The 16,972-nt window shown below is 71.3% G+C and carries 16 protein-coding genes; 6 read left to right on the top strand and 10 right to left on the bottom strand.

The annotated features are described in order from the left end of the window. Window positions 1–198: 198 nt before the first annotated feature. The 4 genes from AAC134_RS21610 (at window position 199) to AAC134_RS21625 (ending at window position 3,559) form a co-directional block, all read left to right on the top strand. Window positions 199–834 (top strand): DUF4145 domain-containing protein, encoded by a 636-nt coding sequence (locus AAC134_RS21610; RefSeq protein WP_339951471.1) that lies wholly within the window; start codon window positions 199–201, stop codon window positions 832–834. 168 nt (window positions 835–1,002) lie between these two features. Beyond that, a complete protein-coding gene (locus AAC134_RS21615; RefSeq protein ID WP_339951473.1) occupies window positions 1,003–1,218 on the top strand; it encodes a hypothetical protein in 216 nt (71 codons plus the stop codon). Window positions 1,219–1,347: 129 nt separating this feature from the next. Beyond that, window positions 1,348–1,512, top strand: a complete 165-nt coding sequence (locus AAC134_RS21620) for a hypothetical protein (protein ID WP_339951475.1) — start codon at window positions 1,348–1,350, stop codon at window positions 1,510–1,512. Between the two features lie 217 nt (window positions 1,513–1,729). Further along, window positions 1,730–3,559 carry an SLC13 family permease gene (locus tag AAC134_RS21625; protein WP_339951477.1) on the top strand — a complete coding sequence of 610 codons (1,830 nt, stop codon included), beginning with the start codon at window positions 1,730–1,732 and terminating at the stop codon, window positions 3,557–3,559. Window positions 3,560–4,144: 585 nt separating this feature from the next. Here the strand turns inward: AAC134_RS21625 and AAC134_RS21630 are convergent. Then, window positions 4,145–4,297, bottom strand: a complete 153-nt coding sequence (locus AAC134_RS21630; RefSeq protein WP_339951479.1) for a hypothetical protein — start codon at window positions 4,295–4,297, stop codon at window positions 4,145–4,147. A 343-nt stretch (window positions 4,298–4,640) separates the two neighbouring features. On the opposite strand from AAC134_RS21630, the gene AAC134_RS21635 reads away from it, so the two are divergent. Continuing rightward, window positions 4,641–5,156, top strand: a complete 516-nt coding sequence (locus AAC134_RS21635; RefSeq protein ID WP_339951481.1) for a hypothetical protein — start codon at window positions 4,641–4,643, stop codon at window positions 5,154–5,156. Window positions 5,157–6,140: 984 nt separating this feature from the next. Here the strand turns inward: AAC134_RS21635 and AAC134_RS21640 are convergent. From AAC134_RS21640 to AAC134_RS21670, 7 genes are all read right to left on the bottom strand, one after another. Further along, window positions 6,141–7,034: a hypothetical protein gene (locus tag AAC134_RS21640; protein WP_339951483.1), complete on the bottom strand. Its 894-nt coding sequence runs from the start codon at window positions 7,032–7,034 to the stop codon at window positions 6,141–6,143. Between the two features lie 289 nt (window positions 7,035–7,323). Beyond that, window positions 7,324–8,484: an acyl-CoA dehydrogenase family protein gene (locus AAC134_RS21645; RefSeq protein ID WP_339951485.1), complete on the bottom strand. Its 1,161-nt coding sequence runs from the start codon at window positions 8,482–8,484 to the stop codon at window positions 7,324–7,326. A 48-nt stretch (window positions 8,485–8,532) separates the two neighbouring features. Further along, window positions 8,533–8,856: an OB-fold domain-containing protein gene (locus tag AAC134_RS21650; RefSeq protein WP_339951487.1), complete on the bottom strand. Its 324-nt coding sequence runs from the start codon at window positions 8,854–8,856 to the stop codon at window positions 8,533–8,535. Beyond that, a complete protein-coding gene (locus AAC134_RS21655) occupies window positions 8,853–9,998 on the bottom strand; it encodes a thiolase family protein (RefSeq protein WP_339951489.1) in 1,146 nt (381 codons plus the stop codon). The genes AAC134_RS21650 and AAC134_RS21655 overlap by 4 nt, the downstream gene beginning before the upstream one ends. Further along, window positions 9,995–10,372, bottom strand: coding sequence for a MaoC family dehydratase (locus AAC134_RS21660; RefSeq protein WP_339951491.1), 378 nt, complete (start codon window positions 10,370–10,372; stop codon window positions 9,995–9,997). The genes AAC134_RS21655 and AAC134_RS21660 overlap by 4 nt, the downstream gene beginning before the upstream one ends. Window positions 10,373–10,383: 11 nt before the next feature. Beyond that, window positions 10,384–10,812 carry a MaoC family dehydratase gene (locus AAC134_RS21665; protein ID WP_339951493.1) on the bottom strand — a complete coding sequence of 143 codons (429 nt, stop codon included), beginning with the start codon at window positions 10,810–10,812 and terminating at the stop codon, window positions 10,384–10,386. 2 nt (window positions 10,813–10,814) lie between these two features. Further along, complete coding sequence (locus AAC134_RS21670; protein ID WP_339951495.1) at window positions 10,815–12,944, bottom strand: acetate--CoA ligase family protein; 2,130 nt, start codon at window positions 12,942–12,944, stop codon at window positions 10,815–10,817. 233 nt (window positions 12,945–13,177) lie between these two features. Between AAC134_RS21670 and AAC134_RS21675 the strand changes: the two genes are divergently transcribed. Continuing rightward, window positions 13,178–14,074: an SMP-30/gluconolactonase/LRE family protein gene (locus AAC134_RS21675; RefSeq protein ID WP_339951497.1), complete on the top strand. Its 897-nt coding sequence runs from the start codon at window positions 13,178–13,180 to the stop codon at window positions 14,072–14,074. Window positions 14,075–14,423: 349 nt separating this feature from the next. Here the strand turns inward: AAC134_RS21675 and AAC134_RS21680 are convergent, their stop codons facing one another. Both AAC134_RS21680 and AAC134_RS21685 read right to left on the bottom strand, forming a co-directional pair. After that, on the bottom strand, window positions 14,424–15,410 hold the full coding sequence (locus tag AAC134_RS21680; protein WP_339951499.1) for an MBL fold metallo-hydrolase: 987 nt from the start codon (window positions 15,408–15,410) through the stop codon (window positions 14,424–14,426). A gap of 10 nt (window positions 15,411–15,420) precedes the next feature. After that, window positions 15,421–16,725, bottom strand: a complete 1,305-nt coding sequence (locus AAC134_RS21685; protein WP_339951501.1) for a TRAP transporter large permease subunit — start codon at window positions 16,723–16,725, stop codon at window positions 15,421–15,423. Window positions 16,726–16,972 lie beyond the last annotated feature (247 nt).

The following is a 16,972-nucleotide window of genomic DNA, read 5'->3' on the forward strand; positions in this document are numbered from 1 at the left end:
ATCGCGGGAGCGATCAAGGCGGCGCCGGGGGTGGTGACGGTGGAGGAGTTTTAGATGAGGGTCGTTCGGCCAAATATTAAGCTGACTTCGTTTACATGTCCGTATTGCCACTCTTTGACTACGCAGTACTGGTATTCTGTCTACGTAGAGTCAATCGAGAGTGGAGATAGGATCCCAAGCATTTGGATGCCGTGTGACTTGGAGAAGCTTGAGCTTCCGAAGGAGGCGCCAGATTCGCTTCGGAAATTTATCGAGTTTCTGTCGACTGGGGGGATGTCTATCGCCGGGGAAGGGGAAACCAAATATGGAGTGGTGGGAATTCAGAATATCAATCTGTCCAAATGCTATAATTGCGAGAAAATTGCAGTATGGCAACACTCGAATATGATATACCCATCTATCTCTTCAGATCACATTCCGAATTCAGATATGCCTGATGCCTGCCGGGTGCTATTTGAGGAGGCGGCAAGTATTGTCGATAAATCGCCAAGGGCTGCCTGCGCACTCCTAAGGTTGATCGTTCAAAATTTGTGTATTCACTTAGGTGAGCCGGGGCGGAATATTAATGCAGATATAGCCTCGCTCGTGCAGAAGGGCTTGCCGCCGAAGATTCAAATGGCACTGGATTCGGTTCGGGTCGTTGGGAACGACGCAGTTCATCCGGGCGAAATAAACTGGAGTGACGGTGGCGATGTTGCATATCAACTATTCGATCTTGTAAACATTGTGGTAGATAAAATGATCTCCGAGCCTAGGAGGATTGATGAGGTCTACGCCGCAATTCCTGAGGCGAAGCGACGGCAGATTGAGTCTAGAGATAAGTCAAAGTCTTAGGCAGCAACCGTAGGGCGCATTTCAATGCGCCATCCACCGCCTGCTTCCTACGCCACGGCGCATCGAAATACGCCCCCCCTCACACCCCCGTGACGTGGACCCCCTGCCGCATCCCACAGTCCGTTGCGCCTGCCTACCTCCGGCCAAACCCGTGACCGGAGGCCCCTCATGATCCCCATCCTCTACCGCATTCCCCTCCTCGGCTGGATGCTCCGCGACGCGTTCGAGGGGCATGAGGACGCGCCGCTGTGGTTCGCGCTCAACGTCATCATGCTCTGGATCCTCAGCGTCATCGTCTTCGGATGGGCCGGGCTGATCGTGCCGGCGCTGCTCGGCGTGGCGGTGGTGTTCACCGCCATTCTCGCGATCACCGTCGGGCGCTGAGGGGGCGGGGCGCTCGGCGCCGGAGGCGGAAAGACCGCCTTCACCACGTCGCTTCACCGCATCTTGAGCCGCATCCGCCAGGATCCGCCGCGGGCCCCGGGTGGGGGCCGCGTTGCGGGGAGCTTTGCGATGTCGCGTATTCTGCTGATCCTGACCTGCCTGGCGCTGAGCGCCTGCGCCTCGCCCGCGCGGGACGTCTCGCGCGAGATCGTCCGCATCAGGCTGGCCGAGGCCCCGCCGGCCTGCGCGCCGCTGCCCGCCACGTCCCCGACGCCGGCCTCCGCCGCCGTCTGAACGGCGGCCCGGACGCCCGGGCTCCGCGCCCGCCTCTGCGCCTGCCCCTGCGCCCGCCCCTGCGCCTGCCCCCACGCCCGCCCCTGCGCCCGCCCCCACGCCCGGCGGCGCACGGCGGCCCGGCGGGCGGCCCCCTTCGGACCCGTCGCGCATCGGCCTTGGCTTTGCCGCCTCCGCCAAGGCAGATTGCGCGCACAGAATCCGAAAGGGGATCGGAATGACCGCCGAGCAGGCCCAGCTGTTCGCCCTGATGGGCGTCGTCTTCGCGTTGCTGATCTGGGGAAAGCTGCGCTACGACCTCGTGGCCTTCCTCGCGCTGTTCGCCGCGGTCGCGCTGGGGCTGGTGCCGGCCGACCACGCCTTCGAGGGATTCGGACACTCGGCCGTCGCGGTCGTGGCGCTGGTCTTCGTGGTCTCGCGGGGGTTGCAGAACTCGGGCGCGATCGAGTGGCTGGCCGCCCGCGTCTCGGACCCCGAGCGGCCGCTGTGGTCCCATATCGGGCTGCTCTCGGCGGTCGGCGCCGGGCTCTCGGCGGTGATCAACAACGTCGCGGCGCTGGCGCTGCTGATGCAGGTGGACCTGCAGACGGCGCGGAAGGCGGGGCGCTCGCCGTCCTCGACCCTGATGCCGCTCAGCTTCGCGACCATCCTGGGGGGCATGATCACCCTGATCGGCACGCCCCCCAACATCGTCATCGCCCAGTACCGGGCCGAGGCGCTGGGCGCCCCCTTCGGGATGTTCGACTTCGCCCCCGTGGGGCTGATCGTGGCCACCGCGGGGATCCTGTTCGTGGCCCTGATCGGCTGGCGGCTGCTGCCCCGCGGCGGCCGCGCGCCGGTCGAGGAGGCCGAAGCGAGCCTCTACATCGCCGAGGTGCTGGTCCCCCCCGAGGCCAAGCTGCAGGGCGAGCGGATCGCCGACCTCACCCCCCTGACCGAGGAGCATGACGTCAACCTGCTGGGTCTGACCCGGGGCGAGCGGCGCCTGCCCGGCCTCGCGCGGTACGAGGAGCTGCGCGAGGGCGACCTGCTGACGGTCGAGGGCGAGCCCGCGGCGATCGAGGGGTTCATGGCGGCCGCCGGCCTCCAGCACCCCGCGGCGTGGGAGGCCGCGGACGCGGACGCCGGCATGGTCTCGGACAAGGGCGATCCCCCGCCCGAGCGCAAGCGCGACCCGCGGGCGGCGATCTCGGGCCGCCTGACGCTGGTCGAGGCGATCGTGCCCGAGGGCGCGTGGGCGGCCGGGCGCACCGCGGCGGGGCTGCGGCTCGCGCCCCGGCAGGGGGTGGTGCTGCTGGGCGTCTCGCGCCAGGGGCGGCGGTTCCGCGAGCATGTCTCGCGCCTGCCGATGCGGCCGGGCGACGTGCTGCTGCTGCTGGGCCCGCGCGAGCGGATGACCGACGTGCTGAACTGGCTGGGGGTGATGGCGCTCGAGGGGCGCGAGACTCCGGTCCTGCAGCGCGACAAGGCGTTGTTCGCGGCGCTGGTGTTCCTCGCCGCGGTGGGGGTGGCGGCGATGGGCTGGCTGCCGCTGCCGGTGGCGCTGGTGGGCGTGGTCGGCGCCTATGCGCTGGGCGGCGTGGTGCGCGGGCGCGAGGTCTATGCCTCGATCGAGTGGAAGGCGATCGTGCTGCTCGCCTGCCTGGTGCCGATCGCCCAGGCGCTGGAGACGACCGGCGGCGCCGAGCTGATCGCGGGCGCGCTGGTGCAGGCGACGCAGGGCTGGCCGCCGCTGGCGATCCTGCTGGCGCTGATGGCGGTGACGATGACGCTCTCGGACTTCCTCAACAACGTGGCCACGGCGCTGATCGCGGCCCCCATCGGGGTCAGCGTGGCGCGCGCCATCGACGTGCCGGCGGACCCGTTCCTGATGGGCGTGGCGGTGGCGGCCTCCTGCGCGTTCCTCACCCCCATCGGGCACAAGAACAACACCATCATCATGGGCCCCGGCGGCTATCGCTTCGGCGACTACTGGCGCATGGGCCTGCCGCTGGAGGCGCTGGTGCTGGCCGTCGGGGGACCTGCGGTGTGGTGGATCTGGGGGTGAAGTCTGAGAGCGATGGGAGAAGGCCCCGGAGCGGATCCGCGGCCTTCCGCAATATGCAGCCCCGCTTGTGGCGCCCGACGAAGACCAGCGCGGCCAGGCCCGCGCCGAACGCAGGGGCACGGGCGTCGCCGCCGGCGCGCCCTGCAGCGCGATGGTCGTGGCGGTCTCGTCGAGGCAGTCGTCCGAGTCGCCCAGGCGGAAGGTCCCCGTCGCGAACGTCGCGATCCAGACAACCAACGGGAAACTCAAGGCGCTGACATCAGGATAGGCGTCCGGGAAGTCGAGTGCGCTCGCCTCCTCCAGCCCGTGCTGGACGCTGGTGTCGGTGAACAGGAGGTCCCAGCTGCCGCCATCGTCGAGGCTGAGCAGCACCGACATCGCCTGCGGCTCGCTCACCGAGCGGCCGTAGCCGATATCGAGCCGTTCGAGCGTTTTTCCGATCGCGGAGGCGAAGCCCCATTCCAACTAGTCTCCCGCCGCGACGGCCTGCGCCAGACGGGTAGCACGCGCGCGGCCCTGACCAAAGCTGGCGCTGCGGTGATCGTCCTGCGGGTTGGCGCTGCGCACGGTCTGTATGGCGCAGGGTCACCGGATCTGGGGCGTCGACACCACGCCGGGGTCTGACATGAATGCGACGAGGCCGCCGCTGGCGGCGGTGGCGTCATAGGCTTGGATGACCAACGCATTGGCACAGGGCGTGACCAGCGTCGCGCCAAGCGCGATCGCGAAGATCTTCATGAAGGCTGGCTTTTTCGCGTGAGGGGATGGGGCGCGGCGGACCGGAGTCGCGCGAGGGGAGCGGCTAAGGCCGAGGGCTCGACTTCAGTCGGAGCGCCCCGCAGCAAAGGTCGAGCAAAAGTGACGGTTTCTGCCGTAATTTTCTGAGTAAGCGGAAGCCGCGGCCTAGGATGGAAAGGCGTTCCATCTCGGTTGCCGGCTGGCGGTGTGGGCTGGCCTGGGACGGAAGCCGGGCTTCTACCGCCACGTCGCCCGACGGAGTGCGGGGGGCGGGGCGTTTGAGTCTCGACGGCGGGTCCGATGGACCGCCGCGTCCTCAGGACGATCGAGAAGGAGACGATCCATGCATCGCATCGTGATCAGCGCGCTGGCCGCCTCGGCGCTGGGGCTGGGCGCGCTCGGCGCTTCGGCCCAGAACGAGACGCCCGCCGCCGGCGCGCCCGAGCGGCCCGCCATGACCCGGGACCAGCGCCCGATGACGCAGGACATGCGGGGCGACGGGCAGGGCCCGCGCGCCGAGGGCCACGGTCCCCGCGGGGAGGGCCAGGGCGGCTGGGGCCGCGATGAGGGGCCGCGCGGCCGCCATATGGGCCCGGGCGGCCGGATGGGTCATCACGGCAAGGGACACGGCCGTCACGGGCCGCCGCCGATGATGATGATGAAGATGATGTTCGCCGTGGCCGACGCGGATGGCGACGGCGAGGTCTCGCTCGAGGAGATGCAGGAGATCCAGGCCCGCCTGTTCCGCGCCATGGACGCCGACGACAGCGGCGGCCTGACCCGTGAGGAGATCGGCGCCTTCATGCGGCCCGATCGCCCGACGGGCCGGGGCCCGGACGCCGAGCCTCCCGCAGAGTAACGACCGCCAGACCACCGGGGCCGCGGGCGAACCCGACCCAGTCGGGGGGCTCTCGCGGCCCCGTCCTCGCCCAAGCCGCCGCCGCCTGGGAGCATCTGCGAACAGCGGCGGTGCTGCCCGGGCGCACTGGATCGCGTGACCGGCGTCGGTCCTTGTCGCCAGTCTGACGCGGGCGTTGGCGATCGCCTCCAGTCGCGGCAGGGTCCCGCGCGAACTGCCTGTGATCCGGGGGCGGCCAGTGAGGCTTTGCGGTCGAGGGGCGCACGGGCCGGTTCGCTCGGCGCCTCTGCCGAGACCCGCTCCCGGATCGAGCCGAGACAACGACCGTCGTTCACGGCCGCCTCGGCGGCGCGTCGCACAGATAGTCGGGCCATGGGCTGATCGACGCGATCCCCGCCTCCCACCCTGCGCCAGCGAAGCCCGGGGGCTCGCGCCGCCGCCGGCGTGGGGCCGCTGTCGCGCGCACACGGAGATCCTGGCCCGGGCCGTCCGCAACGCGAGCGTCTCGGGGACATCCGCGCCAGACTGCGCGCGGCCGTTGCGCCCGATCGCCCGGGCCGGAAGTTCCGTGTGCGTCGAGGCTCGGGGGCGGGTCGCGTGGTCGAGGCCGAAGACGCGCCGATCGAAGCCCTGGTCAAGGACGGCGTCGTTCCTGTCGGGGTCCCGAGCTCCCGCGCCCGGCGGAGGCGACCCAGGAAGCGGACGCGCGGGTCGCTCTCGAGGGAAGCCACATCGGCCGCAACGTCTGTCTCTCGCCGAGGGCGGCGTGCGGATCCCGCTGGTCGGGGCCGGATCGTTTTGCCCGGCGCCAGGTCCGTTGCTGCCACGCGCTCGGCGCGATCGCGGGCGCCGCCGTGTTGCACCGATCGAGGGACGCCGGATCCGTCGACCTCAGCGAGGGGGGCGAGCGCTCGACCTGGCCGGGTCGCGGCGGGGCGCGCGCCCCGCCGTCTGAACCTTCCGGGCGTCGCCGCTCGCTCGCCCTCAGGCGGCGCGGCGGCGGGAGACGAGGCCGAGCGCCCCCGTGGCCCCCAGCAGCAGCGCCAGAGCGCCGGGCAGGGGCACCGGGCTCGCCACGGCCGCGGCGGTGTAGGCGTAGTCGACCGAGGAGAAGCCGCTCAGCTGGTGGATCGCGGCGACGTCGGCGTCGGTGGGCAGGCGGCGCAGGCTGGAGCTGACCGTGGGATGCATCAGCGAGTCGCCCATGTCGAGGTGGCCGCCCCCGGTCGCGGTCACGTCCAGGGTCGCGCCGGCGAAGGGGCCCACCAGGATGTCCAGCTCGCCTGTGTCGAACAGCGGCTCCCCGAAGTCCGCCAGGCCCAGCAGGTGCCCGATCTCATGGAGCAGCGTGCCGTAGAGGTCGAACAGCCCGAAGGCCGGGCCGGAGGTCGCGGTGTGCTCGCGCCCGGTGGTCATCGGCCCGCCGCCCAGGTCGGCGACGGTCTCGACCAGGCCCGCGAATTCGGAGTCGTCGCCCGGCGTCGGGTCCATGAACCAGCCGCGGTCGTTGTCCACGCGGATCAGACCGGTCTTGCCCCCGCCCGAGTAGTCGCGGACCCCCGCCTGCGTCGCGACCGCGAGCGTGCCGCCGCTCAGCGCCTGCCAGCCGAACTCGAGGTTCAGGATGCCGGGGTCGAGGATCACGGTCTCCCAGAACCCGGCGGCCGCGGCCATCACCGAGCTCAGCGTCCCGCCCCCGGAGGCGCCGGGGGCGGCCGGGCCGGCGTCGCCGCGGCTGAAGCTGGTGAAGGTGACGCCCTCGCTGCGCTCGGTCATCACGATCTGCAGGGCGGCGGCGGGCCGGGGCGCGGCGAGGCTCGCCGCGACAAGGCAGAGCGCGGCCGCGCCGGCAAAGCGGCTGCGGTGGCGAATGGTCATGTGGTCCCCCCCAAGGGCTGCGCCGGCGTCGACGCGACGGCGCGGCGGAATAGTTACGGAACATGAATGACCCGAAAATCTGAACAGCGCAATGTCGCCGCACGTGCGCGCAGTGCGAACGGGGCGGCCGATGCTCGGAGGCGGCGGGACGCGAAGGCGGGGGGGGCGCGGAGGCTTCGGTGGGCGCGGCCGGGCGGGAGGGCGCGGGGGTGCGGGACGCCGCCTCGGCGGCCCGCAGGCGCAGACCGCGGCCCCGTTTCGGGGGCCGCGGCCGGGGTCTTCGGGGGGCTCAGAAGCTGCGGGGCAGGCCCAGCACGTGCTCGGCCACGTAGCTCAGGATCAGGTTCGTCGAGATCGGGGCCACCTGATAGAGGCGGGTCTCGCGGAACTTGCGCTCGACATCGTACTCGGCCGCGAAGCCGAAGCCGCCGTGGAACTGGATGCAGGCGTTGGCGGCCTCCCAGCTCGCGTCGGCCGCCAGCAGCTTGGCCATGTTGGCCTGCGCGCCCATGTCCACGCCCGCGTCGAACCGGCGGGCGGCCTCGAAGCGCATCAGGTCGGCGGCCGATGTGTTCACGTAGGCGCGCGCGATGGGGAACTGCACGCCCTGGTTCTGGCCGATGGGACGGTCGAAGACGATCCGCTCCTTCACATAGGCGCCGACCTTGTCGATGAACCACCAGGCGTCGCCGATGCACTCGGCCGCGATCAGCGTGCGCTCGGCGTTCAGGCCGCCGAGGATGATCTTGAAGCCCTTGCCCTCCTCGCCGATCAGGTTCTCTTCGGGGATCTCGAGGTTGTCGAAGAACAGCTCGTTGGTCTCATGGTTGACCATGTTGCGGATCGGCTTGACCTCCATGCCCTTGCCGATCGCGTCCTTCAGGTCGACCATGAACACCGACAGGCCGTCGGACTTCTTCTTGACCTCCGAGAGCGGCGTGGTGCGCGCCAGCAGGATCATCAGGTCCGAGTGCTGGACCCGGCTGATCCACACCTTCTGGCCGTTGATGACGTACTTGTCGCCCTTCTTGACCGCGGTGGTCTTGAGCTTGGTGGTGTCGGTGCCGGTGGTCGGCTCGGTGACGGCCATCGACTGCAGGCGCAGCTCTCCGGTGGCGATCTTGGGCAGCCAGCGCTGTTTCTGCTCGTCCGAGCCGCCGCGCAGCAGGGTGCCCATGTTGTACATCTGCCCGTGGCAGTGGCCGGCGTTGCCGCCCGAGCGGTTGATCTCCTCCATCACCACCGTCGCCTCGGTCAGCCCGAGGCCGGAGCCGCCGAACTCCTCGGGGATCATCGCGGCGAGCCAGCCGGCCGAGGTCAGCGCGTCGATGAACTCCTCGGGGTAGGTGGCCTTCTCGTCGTGGTTGCGGTGGTACTCGGCCGAGAACTCCGAGCAGAGCGCGCGCAGCGCCTCGCGCAGGTCGTCGTGCTGGTCGGCTTCGAAAGGCATGTCGGAACCTCGTGGCTTGAAGCGCGCGGCAGGGCGCGCCGAGAGATGTCAGGCGGGTTTGAAGAGCGGGATCGGGCGGCCGGCGATCTCCTCGACGCGGCCCGTGAGGGGCGCGCCGATAGGGGCCTCGGCCGAGAGATGGGCCATGATGCGCGGGCCTTCCTCGAGATCGGCGAGCGCGATGCGGTAGGGGGCGAGCGCGCGGAAGGTCTCGTCGGGCGCGCGGGTCACCACGGTGGCCGAGAACAGGGTGGCGCGGCCCGAGGCCTCGAAGCTTTCGGGCGCGCCGCCGCAGTCGGGGCAGCGCTCGCGCGGGAAGGCCCAGGTCTTTTCGCAGGCGGGGCAGCGTTGCAGCAGGATGCCGGACCTCATGACGTGCGCTCCATCACCAGGGTGACGTGGGACGACAGGACCCCGCCGTCGCCGTGATAGATGGCGTGGGCGGGCTCGGCCGCGATGGCGCGCGGGCCGGCGCGGCCGGTCATCTGCGCCCAGCACTCGGCCATGTGGGCCATGGCGCCGGCCACCCCGCAATGCCCGTAGGAAAGCAGCCCCCCGTGGGTGTTCAGCGGCAGCGCGCCTGCGCGGCCAAACCGCCCCGCCGCCGCGTCCTGGCCCGCGCGGCCGGGCGCGGAGACGCCCAGCGCCTCGAGCAGCAGGGCGAGCGTGACCGTGAAACTGTCGTAGACCGCGAGATAGCCCATGTCGTCGATCGACCGCCCCGCCCGCTCCAGCGCCCGCGCGGACGACATCCGGGCCCCCAGCGCCAGATCGTCGGGCGCCTCGGAAAGGTGCTGGTGGGTATGGGCCTGCGCGGCCCCGATCAGCTTCAGCGAGGGGCCCTCGCCCGGCTCGGCCGAGAGGATCACCGCCCCGCCCCCGTCCGAGATCGGGCAGCAGTCCATCAGCTTCAGCGGCGTCGCGATGGGTTTCGAGGCCAGCACGTCGGCCACCGAGACCGGCTCGCTCAGATGCGCGCCCGGCGTGTCGGCGGCGTGGCGGCGCATCAGCACGGCAAGCTCGGCCAGATCGGCCTCGCTCGCGCCGGTCTCATGCAGGTAGCGCGCGGCGCCGAGCGCGTAGTAGGCGGGAATGGTGGCCCCCAGCGGCGCCTCGCCGACCGGATGGCCGACCTGGGCCAGCGTCTGCACCGCGGCGTCGCGCGACATGCCGGTCAGGCGGTTCTCGCCCGCCACGACCAGCACGGTCTTCGCCTCGCCCGAGCGGATCGCCATGTCGGCGACCATCAGCATCGCCGCCCCCGTGCCCCCGCCCAGCTGGACGGCATGAGCGTAGTCGGGGCGGATGCCGAAATGCTCGGCGAAGACGGTGGACAGCATCAGGTGCGGGTGCGTGGTGGCGTAGCCGCAGATCAGACCGTCGATCTCCCCCCGCTCCATCCCCGCCGCATCCAGCGCCGCCTGCGCGGCCTCCCCCATCAGGGAGACGGCCGAGGACCCCTCGATCCGCCCGAAGCGGGTGACGGTGGCGGCCCGGACGAAGCTGGCGCTCATGCCGGGGCCGCCGTGATCGTCCCCTCCAGCGTCCGGGTCCCGTCGGGCAGGGTCACCCAGATGTCGTAGGTTCCCGTCTCGGGGTCCGTGAGCTGGCCGCCGGCGGTCAGCGTCTCGCCCACCGGCATCGGGCGCGAGAAGCGGATCTTCAGCGAATTGAGGTCCACGCCCTCGCCAAAGGTCCGCTCGCAGGCCTCGATGGCGAGGTTGAGGGCCATGGTGCCGTGCGAGATGCACATGCCGAAGACCGAGCGGGCGGCGAACTCCGGATCCACGTGGATCGGGTTGAAGTCGAAGGTCAGCTCGCCATAGGCCTGCGCCGTGTCGGGCGAGGTGGCGAGCTCGAGCGGGGCGATCTTGTCGGGAAGGGACATGGCGGCTCTCCTCACGCGGCCCAGATGGACAGGATCTCGCCCGAGAGGAGCTTGTCGTCCCCCTCGAACATCTCGACCCCCAGCGTCAGCCAGCGGCGCTCCTTCTTCATTTCCTTCTTCACCACCGTGAAGCGGGCGGTCAGCACCGCGCCGACCTTCGGGCGGCCGTGGAATGTCAGGGTCTGGCCGGCGTGGACGTTGCCCGGCGGGCGGGGCTGGATGGCGCGGATATAGGCCTCCATCATCGCCGCGACCGCGAGACCGCGGGGCGCGGGCTCTCCCGCCTGCGCCTGCGGGCCGCCGTAGAGGCCCGCCCACAGCGCGGCGCGCTCGGCGTTCAGTTCCACCGCGACCTCGGCCATCGGCTCGCCCTGGGGGAAGTCGTCGAAGGTCCAGGGCGTGTCCTTGAGGGCGGGGCCCATCAGGTCGGTTCCGCTCATCATCACTCCTTTCGGGGCTCGATCAGGGCGTCGAGCGCCAGCACGCCCTCGGGCATGACCAGCAGGGGGTTGATCTCCAGGCTCTCGAACCCGTCGGGGTCGGCGGCGGCCAGCGCGGACAGGCGGCTGATCGCCTCGGCCGCGGCCTGCACATCGACCGGGGCTTTCCCGCGCGCGCCATGCAGCAGCGCCGCGCCGCGCAGCCCGTTCAGCGCGGCGAGCGCCTGGGCGGGGGAGAGGGGGGCGAGCTCGACCGCCACGTCCTTGAGCACCTCGGTGAAGACGCCGCCGAGGCCGATCAGCATCACCGGGCCCATCACCGGATCGCGCCGGGCGCCCACGATCAGCTCGACCCCCTCGCCGGCCATGGGGCCGACCAGCAGCCCCTCGATCCGGGCGTGGGGGGCGTTGCGCGCGACGCTCTCGAGCATCTCGCGCGCGGCGGTCTCCATCTCGAGGGGGGGGACGTTGAGGCGGACGCCGCCGACCTCGGTCTTGTGGGGCAGGTCGGGGGAGACGATCTTCAGCACGCAGGGCGTCCCGAGGCGGGCGGCGGCGTCGGCGGCCTCCTGCGGGGTGGTCGCCAGCGTCTCGTCGGGGATCGGGATGCCGGCGCGGGCCAGCAGGCGCTTGGCGGCGAGCTCGGAGAGGGTCTCGCGCGGCAGGGACACGCCCGCGGGCGCCTCGGGGGGCGTCTCCTCGGGGGCGTCGAAGGCCTCGGCGAGGCGGGCGAGCGCGCCCATGGCGTGGATCGCGCGCGAGGGGTCCTCGAAGGTCATCATGCCCAAGCGCTCCCACGAGGCCATGACCTCGGCGTCGCCCTGGCAGATCATCGCGAACGGGTGGTCGACGTCTCCGTCGAGGCCGGCGAGCAGCGCCTCGCGCAGCTTCGGCCCCACCACCGGCGAGGCGGTCCAGGAGGTGAAGAACGCCGCCGTCATGTCGTAGCCCGCGCCGCGCAGCTCGGACGTGGCCGAGATGACCTTGGAGAAATCGTTCAGCACGCCGGCCGTCACGTCCACCGGATTGCGGGCGGAGGCGAGCGGGTTGGCCGCCAGGATCGCCGTCTGCGCGGCCTCGGGCAGGGCCGGCAGGCTCAGCCCCGCCTCCTCGGCCGCGTCCGCGATCAGCACGCCCGCGCCGCCCGAGGCAGTCAGCACCCCCAGCCGGCGCCCTTTGGGCAGCGGCGAGAGGGACGCGGCGTAGAGGATGTCGAGCATTTCCTCGGTGGTCTTGGCGCGCAGGGCGCCGAAGCGGCGCAGCGCGGCCTCGAAACTCGCGTCCGAGCCCGCCAGCGAGGCGGTGTGGGAGGCCGCGGCCTGCGCCCCCACCTCCGAGCGGCCGACCTTCATCACCACGACCGGCTTGCGCGCCGCGCGGGCGGCGGCGAGCGCCCGGAACAGGGCGGGGCGGTCGTTGACCCCCTCCATGTAGACGCCGATCAGGTCGATCTCGTCGGAGGCGGCCATCCAGCCGATGCACTCGGGCGCGGTGATGTCGGCCTCGTTGCCCGTCGAGACCCACTGGCGCACGCCGATGCGACGGTCGCGGGCCATGTTGAGAAGATGCGTGCCATAGGCGCCCGACTGGGTGACGAGGCCGACGCGGCCGGGGACGGGCATCGCCGCCTCGATCCCCGAGGTGAAGGTCGGGCAGTGGCCGATGGCGGCGTTGAACAGGCCCAGGCAGTTGGGGCCGAGCAGGCGGATGCCGTGGGCGCGCGCGATCTCGAGGATCTCGGCCTGCAGTGCGAGGCCCGCCTCGCCCACCTCGGCAAATCCTGCGGTGAAGATCACCGCGGCCTTTGCGCCCTTGGCCGCGCAGTCGCGCAGGGCCTGGGGGACGCCCGCGGCGGGGATGGCGAGCAGGGCGAAGTCGATCGGCTCGGGGATCGCGGCGACGGAGGGCCAGGCCTTCACGCCCTGGATCTCCTCGCGGTTGGGGTTCACCGGGTAGAGCGCGCCCGCAAAGCCCGCGCGCAGGGCGTAGGCGATGGGCCGGCCGCCGATGCGCGAGGGATCGGCCGAGGCGCCGATCACCGCCACCGAGCGGGGCGCGAACAGCGGCGCCAGGCTCGCCAGCGGCTGGAGGGGGCGGGTCTGGGGGGGGCGGGTCTCGCCGTCGGCGGGCATCCGTCTCTCTCCTCCGTAGGCCGGGCCGTGCGGGCGGCGCGGCGCAGGTCCGCCGGCCTCTGGCGGGCCGGTTCAAGGGGCGCGGCGGGCGAGCCGCACGTCGACACGCGCGCCGCGAGTTCCGCTTGGCGAAATCGCTAACATGACATCGCCGCTTTGCAAAGCGCTCCGCCCCGGGTTCAATGCGCGCAGAATGCATACCGGTCAACCGGTCAGCGGGAGGAGACAGACGCATGCAGGACAGATTGCCCGAGCACATCCCCCAGGACGTCCAGGTCGAGGACGCCCGGGTCGAGGCGGACGGCCTCGGCTTCCCCGAGGGGCCCGTGGTCCTGCCCGACGGGGCGGTGGCCTTCGTGGATCTCGCCGATCACTGCATCCGGGTCTGGGAGAAGGGCGCGGTGCGCGAGCTGTGCTCGGTTCCCGGCTCGCCCAACGGGATGCGGCTGGGGCCGGACGGGGCGCTCTATGTCGCCAACAACGGCGGGCTGTGGCCGGGGAAGGGCAAGCTCGACTTCGCCGATCCCCAGTATCCGGGCTGCATCCAGCGGGTGACGCTGGACGGCAGGTGGGAGGTGTTCGCCGACGGCTACGGGGCGGGGTCGCCGGCGCCCAACCGGCCCAACGACCTGGTGTTCTCGCCCGAGGGGGAGGTGGTGTTCACCAACCCCCAGAACTGGGAGATGATCGTCGACAACCCCGCCGAGCCCTTCCGCGGCGGCCAGCTGTGCCTGGCGCGCAAGGACGGCTCGATCGAGGTGCTGGCCCAGTGCGAGGGGATGCCCAACGGGCTGGGCTTCCACCCCGACGGCAGCCTGGTGGCGGGGATGACCGTCGCCCACCAGTATCTGAAGTTCGACTGGAAGGGGGGCGCGGCGCTGGGCGAGCCGAAGCCGTTCGTCGAGATGGACGCGCGCTTCCACCCCGACGGGATGGTGTTCCACGAGGGGCGGCTCTACGGCGCCGGCTCGGCCGGCAACCGCCTGGTCGTGGCCGAGGCGGACGGGACGGTCGCCAAGGTGCTGAACTTCGGCCGCTCCACCCAGCCGACCAACTGCTGCGTGCGCGAGGGGCGGCTGTGGGTGACGCTGGGCAAGGCGGGGACGCTGGTGTCGATCCCGCTGCCCTGACGGGGGGGGAGAGCGAGCGGACTACAGGCGCCCTGCGGGCGGGCTTGGCTGCGTCGCATGCGGGACGACGGGGGGCGCCTGGAGATTTGAGGACGGGAGCCTCCGGCGGGCTCCTGACTCACCCAAGAACAAGCCCCGCGCCTGTTCTCCGGATCCGTCTCTCGCTGTTGATGCCTGAGCGACTCGCCTGCAGGGGTCAAGGACAAGCCGCCTTCGGCGGTCGCTTCGCGATCCTGGACCCCTGCAGGCGAGTCGCTCTTTACGGCATCAGCGAGAGACGGCTCCGGAGAACAGGCGCTTTGCGAGGGGGGCGGGCGGGGCGCCCGGGGGCGCCTTTGGGGGCGTGGGGTCAGTGGGGGTGGCCGCAGGGGCAGGTTTTCTGGGTGGGAGACTCCCAGCCCCAGTGCCAGCGGCCCATCAGGGCGACGATCTCGGCGCGGTCGGGGGCGATCGCGCCGCCCGAAAGCTCGCGGTAGATCTGGGCGACGTTGCACACGATCCGCTCGCGGTCGCCGAGGTGGCAAAAGCCGTCCATCGAGATGTCCCAGGCGGCCTCCTGCCAGCTCAGGCCGGCGCGGTGGCGGGCGGCGGTCTCGTCGCGCACATAGGTCAGGTAGGCCAGCATCTCGCGCAGCATCGCCCGGTCGCCGACCGGGCCGTGGCCGGGGACGATGATCTCGGCCTCCCAGGACAGCATCAGCTCGCAGGCGCGGATCCAGTTGCCCACCGGGCCCGCCCACAGGATCGGCGCGCCGCCGTTGAACACCAGATCCCCGGTGAAGGCGACGCGACGCTCGGGGATCCAGGCGACCACGTCGCCGGCGGTGTGGGCGGGGCCGAGCTCATGCAGTTCCACCCTCAGCGCGCCGACCTGCAGGTCGCGGCGCCCGGAGAAGGTCTCGGTCGGAGGCGCGTAGCGGACGTCGGAGAAGTCGAACTTCGAGCCCATCACCTCGTGCAGGAAGGCGCCCATCTCGCCCTGGTTGCGCCAGTCGGCGAAGCTGGCGGCGGCCTGCTCGGGGGTCCGCTCGGCCATCTCGCGGGCGGCGGCGGCCGAGGCGACGATCCGCGCGCCCTCGACCAGGTGGTTGCCGAAGGTGTGGTCGCCGTTGGCGTGGGTGTTGAGCAGCGTGTCGATGCGCGCAGCCTGAGGGGCGGCGCGGCGGAACCCCTCGAGCATGTCGCGGGTCAGGCCGGCGGTGAACAGCGTGTCGATGAGCAGCGTCTCGCCCTCGCTGACCACCAGGCCCGCGTTCGACCAGCCCCAGGAGCCGTCGCCCTGCACCCAGGCGAACAGGCCCTCGCCCAGCGGCTCGACCGCGCGTTTCACGTCCATGGGGGATCTCCTACAGCAGGGCGGTGGCGAGCCAGGGGAAGGCGAAGACCAGCGCGATCGCCAGCACCATCACCAGCGCGAAGGGGGCCGCGCCGATGAAGATGTCGCCCAGCGTGATCGAACGGTCCTCGAGGTTGGACTTGATCACGAAGCAGGCCACCCCGAGCGGCGGAGTCAGCAGGCCGACCTCGACGGCGATGATGGTGACGATGCCGAACCAGATCATGTCGACCCCGAAGCTCTCGATCACCGGCAGCATCAGGGGCAGCAGGATCAGCAGGATCGAGGCGGAATCGAGGATCGTGCCCAGCAGCACGATCAGGACGAGGTAGAGGCCGAGCACCCCGTTGAGACCGAGGTTGAACCCCTCGAGCAGTCCGTTCATCGCCCGCGGCAGGCCGGTCAGCGCCAGCAGGCGGGAATACATGTGCGCCCCGATGATCAGGAAGGTGATCGAGGCGGTGACGTGGCCGGTCTCGACCAGCATCTCCCAGAAGCCGCGCGCGGTGAGGCGGCGCTTGGCGAGCGCGATCACGAGCGCGCCCAGCGCGCCGACGGCGCCGGCCTCGGTGGGGGTGAAGACGCCGCCGTAGATGCCCCCCAGCACCACCGCGATCAGGATCAGGACGGGGAGCGAGCGGGTCGCCATCTCGCCCTTTCCCATGATCCGCAGGTCGGGGTTGGAGGGGCGGCCCACGAAGCCCGGCGCGAAGGTGGCCATCCCCAGGATCAGCAGGGCGTAGAGGAGGGCCAGCAGGATGCCGGGGAGGATGCCGGCGGTGAACAGCGCGCCGATGGAGGATTCCGAGAGGATCCCGAACAGGATCAGCAGCAGCGAGGGCGGGATCAGCATCCCCAGCACCGAGGAGCCCGCGACCACGCCGACCGAGAAGCGCGGCGTGTAGCCTTGGCGGATCAGCTCGGGCACCGCGATGCGGGTGAAGACGGAGGCCGAGGCGATCGAGGTGCCGTTGACCGCCGCGAACACCGCGTTGGCGAAGACGGTGGCGATGCCGAGGCCCCCCCGCACCTTGCGGAAGGCCTGGCCGGCGACGTCGAACACGTCCCGCCCCATGCCCGAGACGCCCACCAGCACCCCCATCAGCACGAACAGCGGGATCACCCCGAAGGAGTAGCGCGCCACCGAGTCGAGCGCCGCCTGCCCGAGCAGTGCGCCGGCCACCGCGATGCGTCCCTTCACCAGCCAGACGCCCAGGAAGCTGACCGCCATCAGGCAGATCGAGACATGCATCCCTGTCTGGATCAGCACCAGGATCAGCAGGATGGAGGCGAGACCGATCTCGACATTGGTCATTCAGGGGCCTTCAGGGCAGCGAGCAGGGAGGCGGCGGGGCGGAGGGCGACGACCGGCGAGGGGCCGGGCGCGATCGGGCCCGCTGCGCGATGGGTCGGGCGCGGCGCGTGGAGGGCGGGCCTCGCGGGCCTGGCCGCGCAGCAAGGCGCCGCGGCGGGCCTCGCGCCCGGGGCCGAGGCTGCGCGCGCGGCGCGCGGCGGGCGGGGCGCGTCCGGGCGCCGTCTCCCGGGGGCTGCGTCGCGCGGGG

It is taken from the genome of uncultured Albimonas sp., from assembly GCF_963977235.1.
In the GTDB taxonomy this organism is placed as follows: domain Bacteria; phylum Pseudomonadota; class Alphaproteobacteria; order Rhodobacterales; family Rhodobacteraceae; genus Albimonas.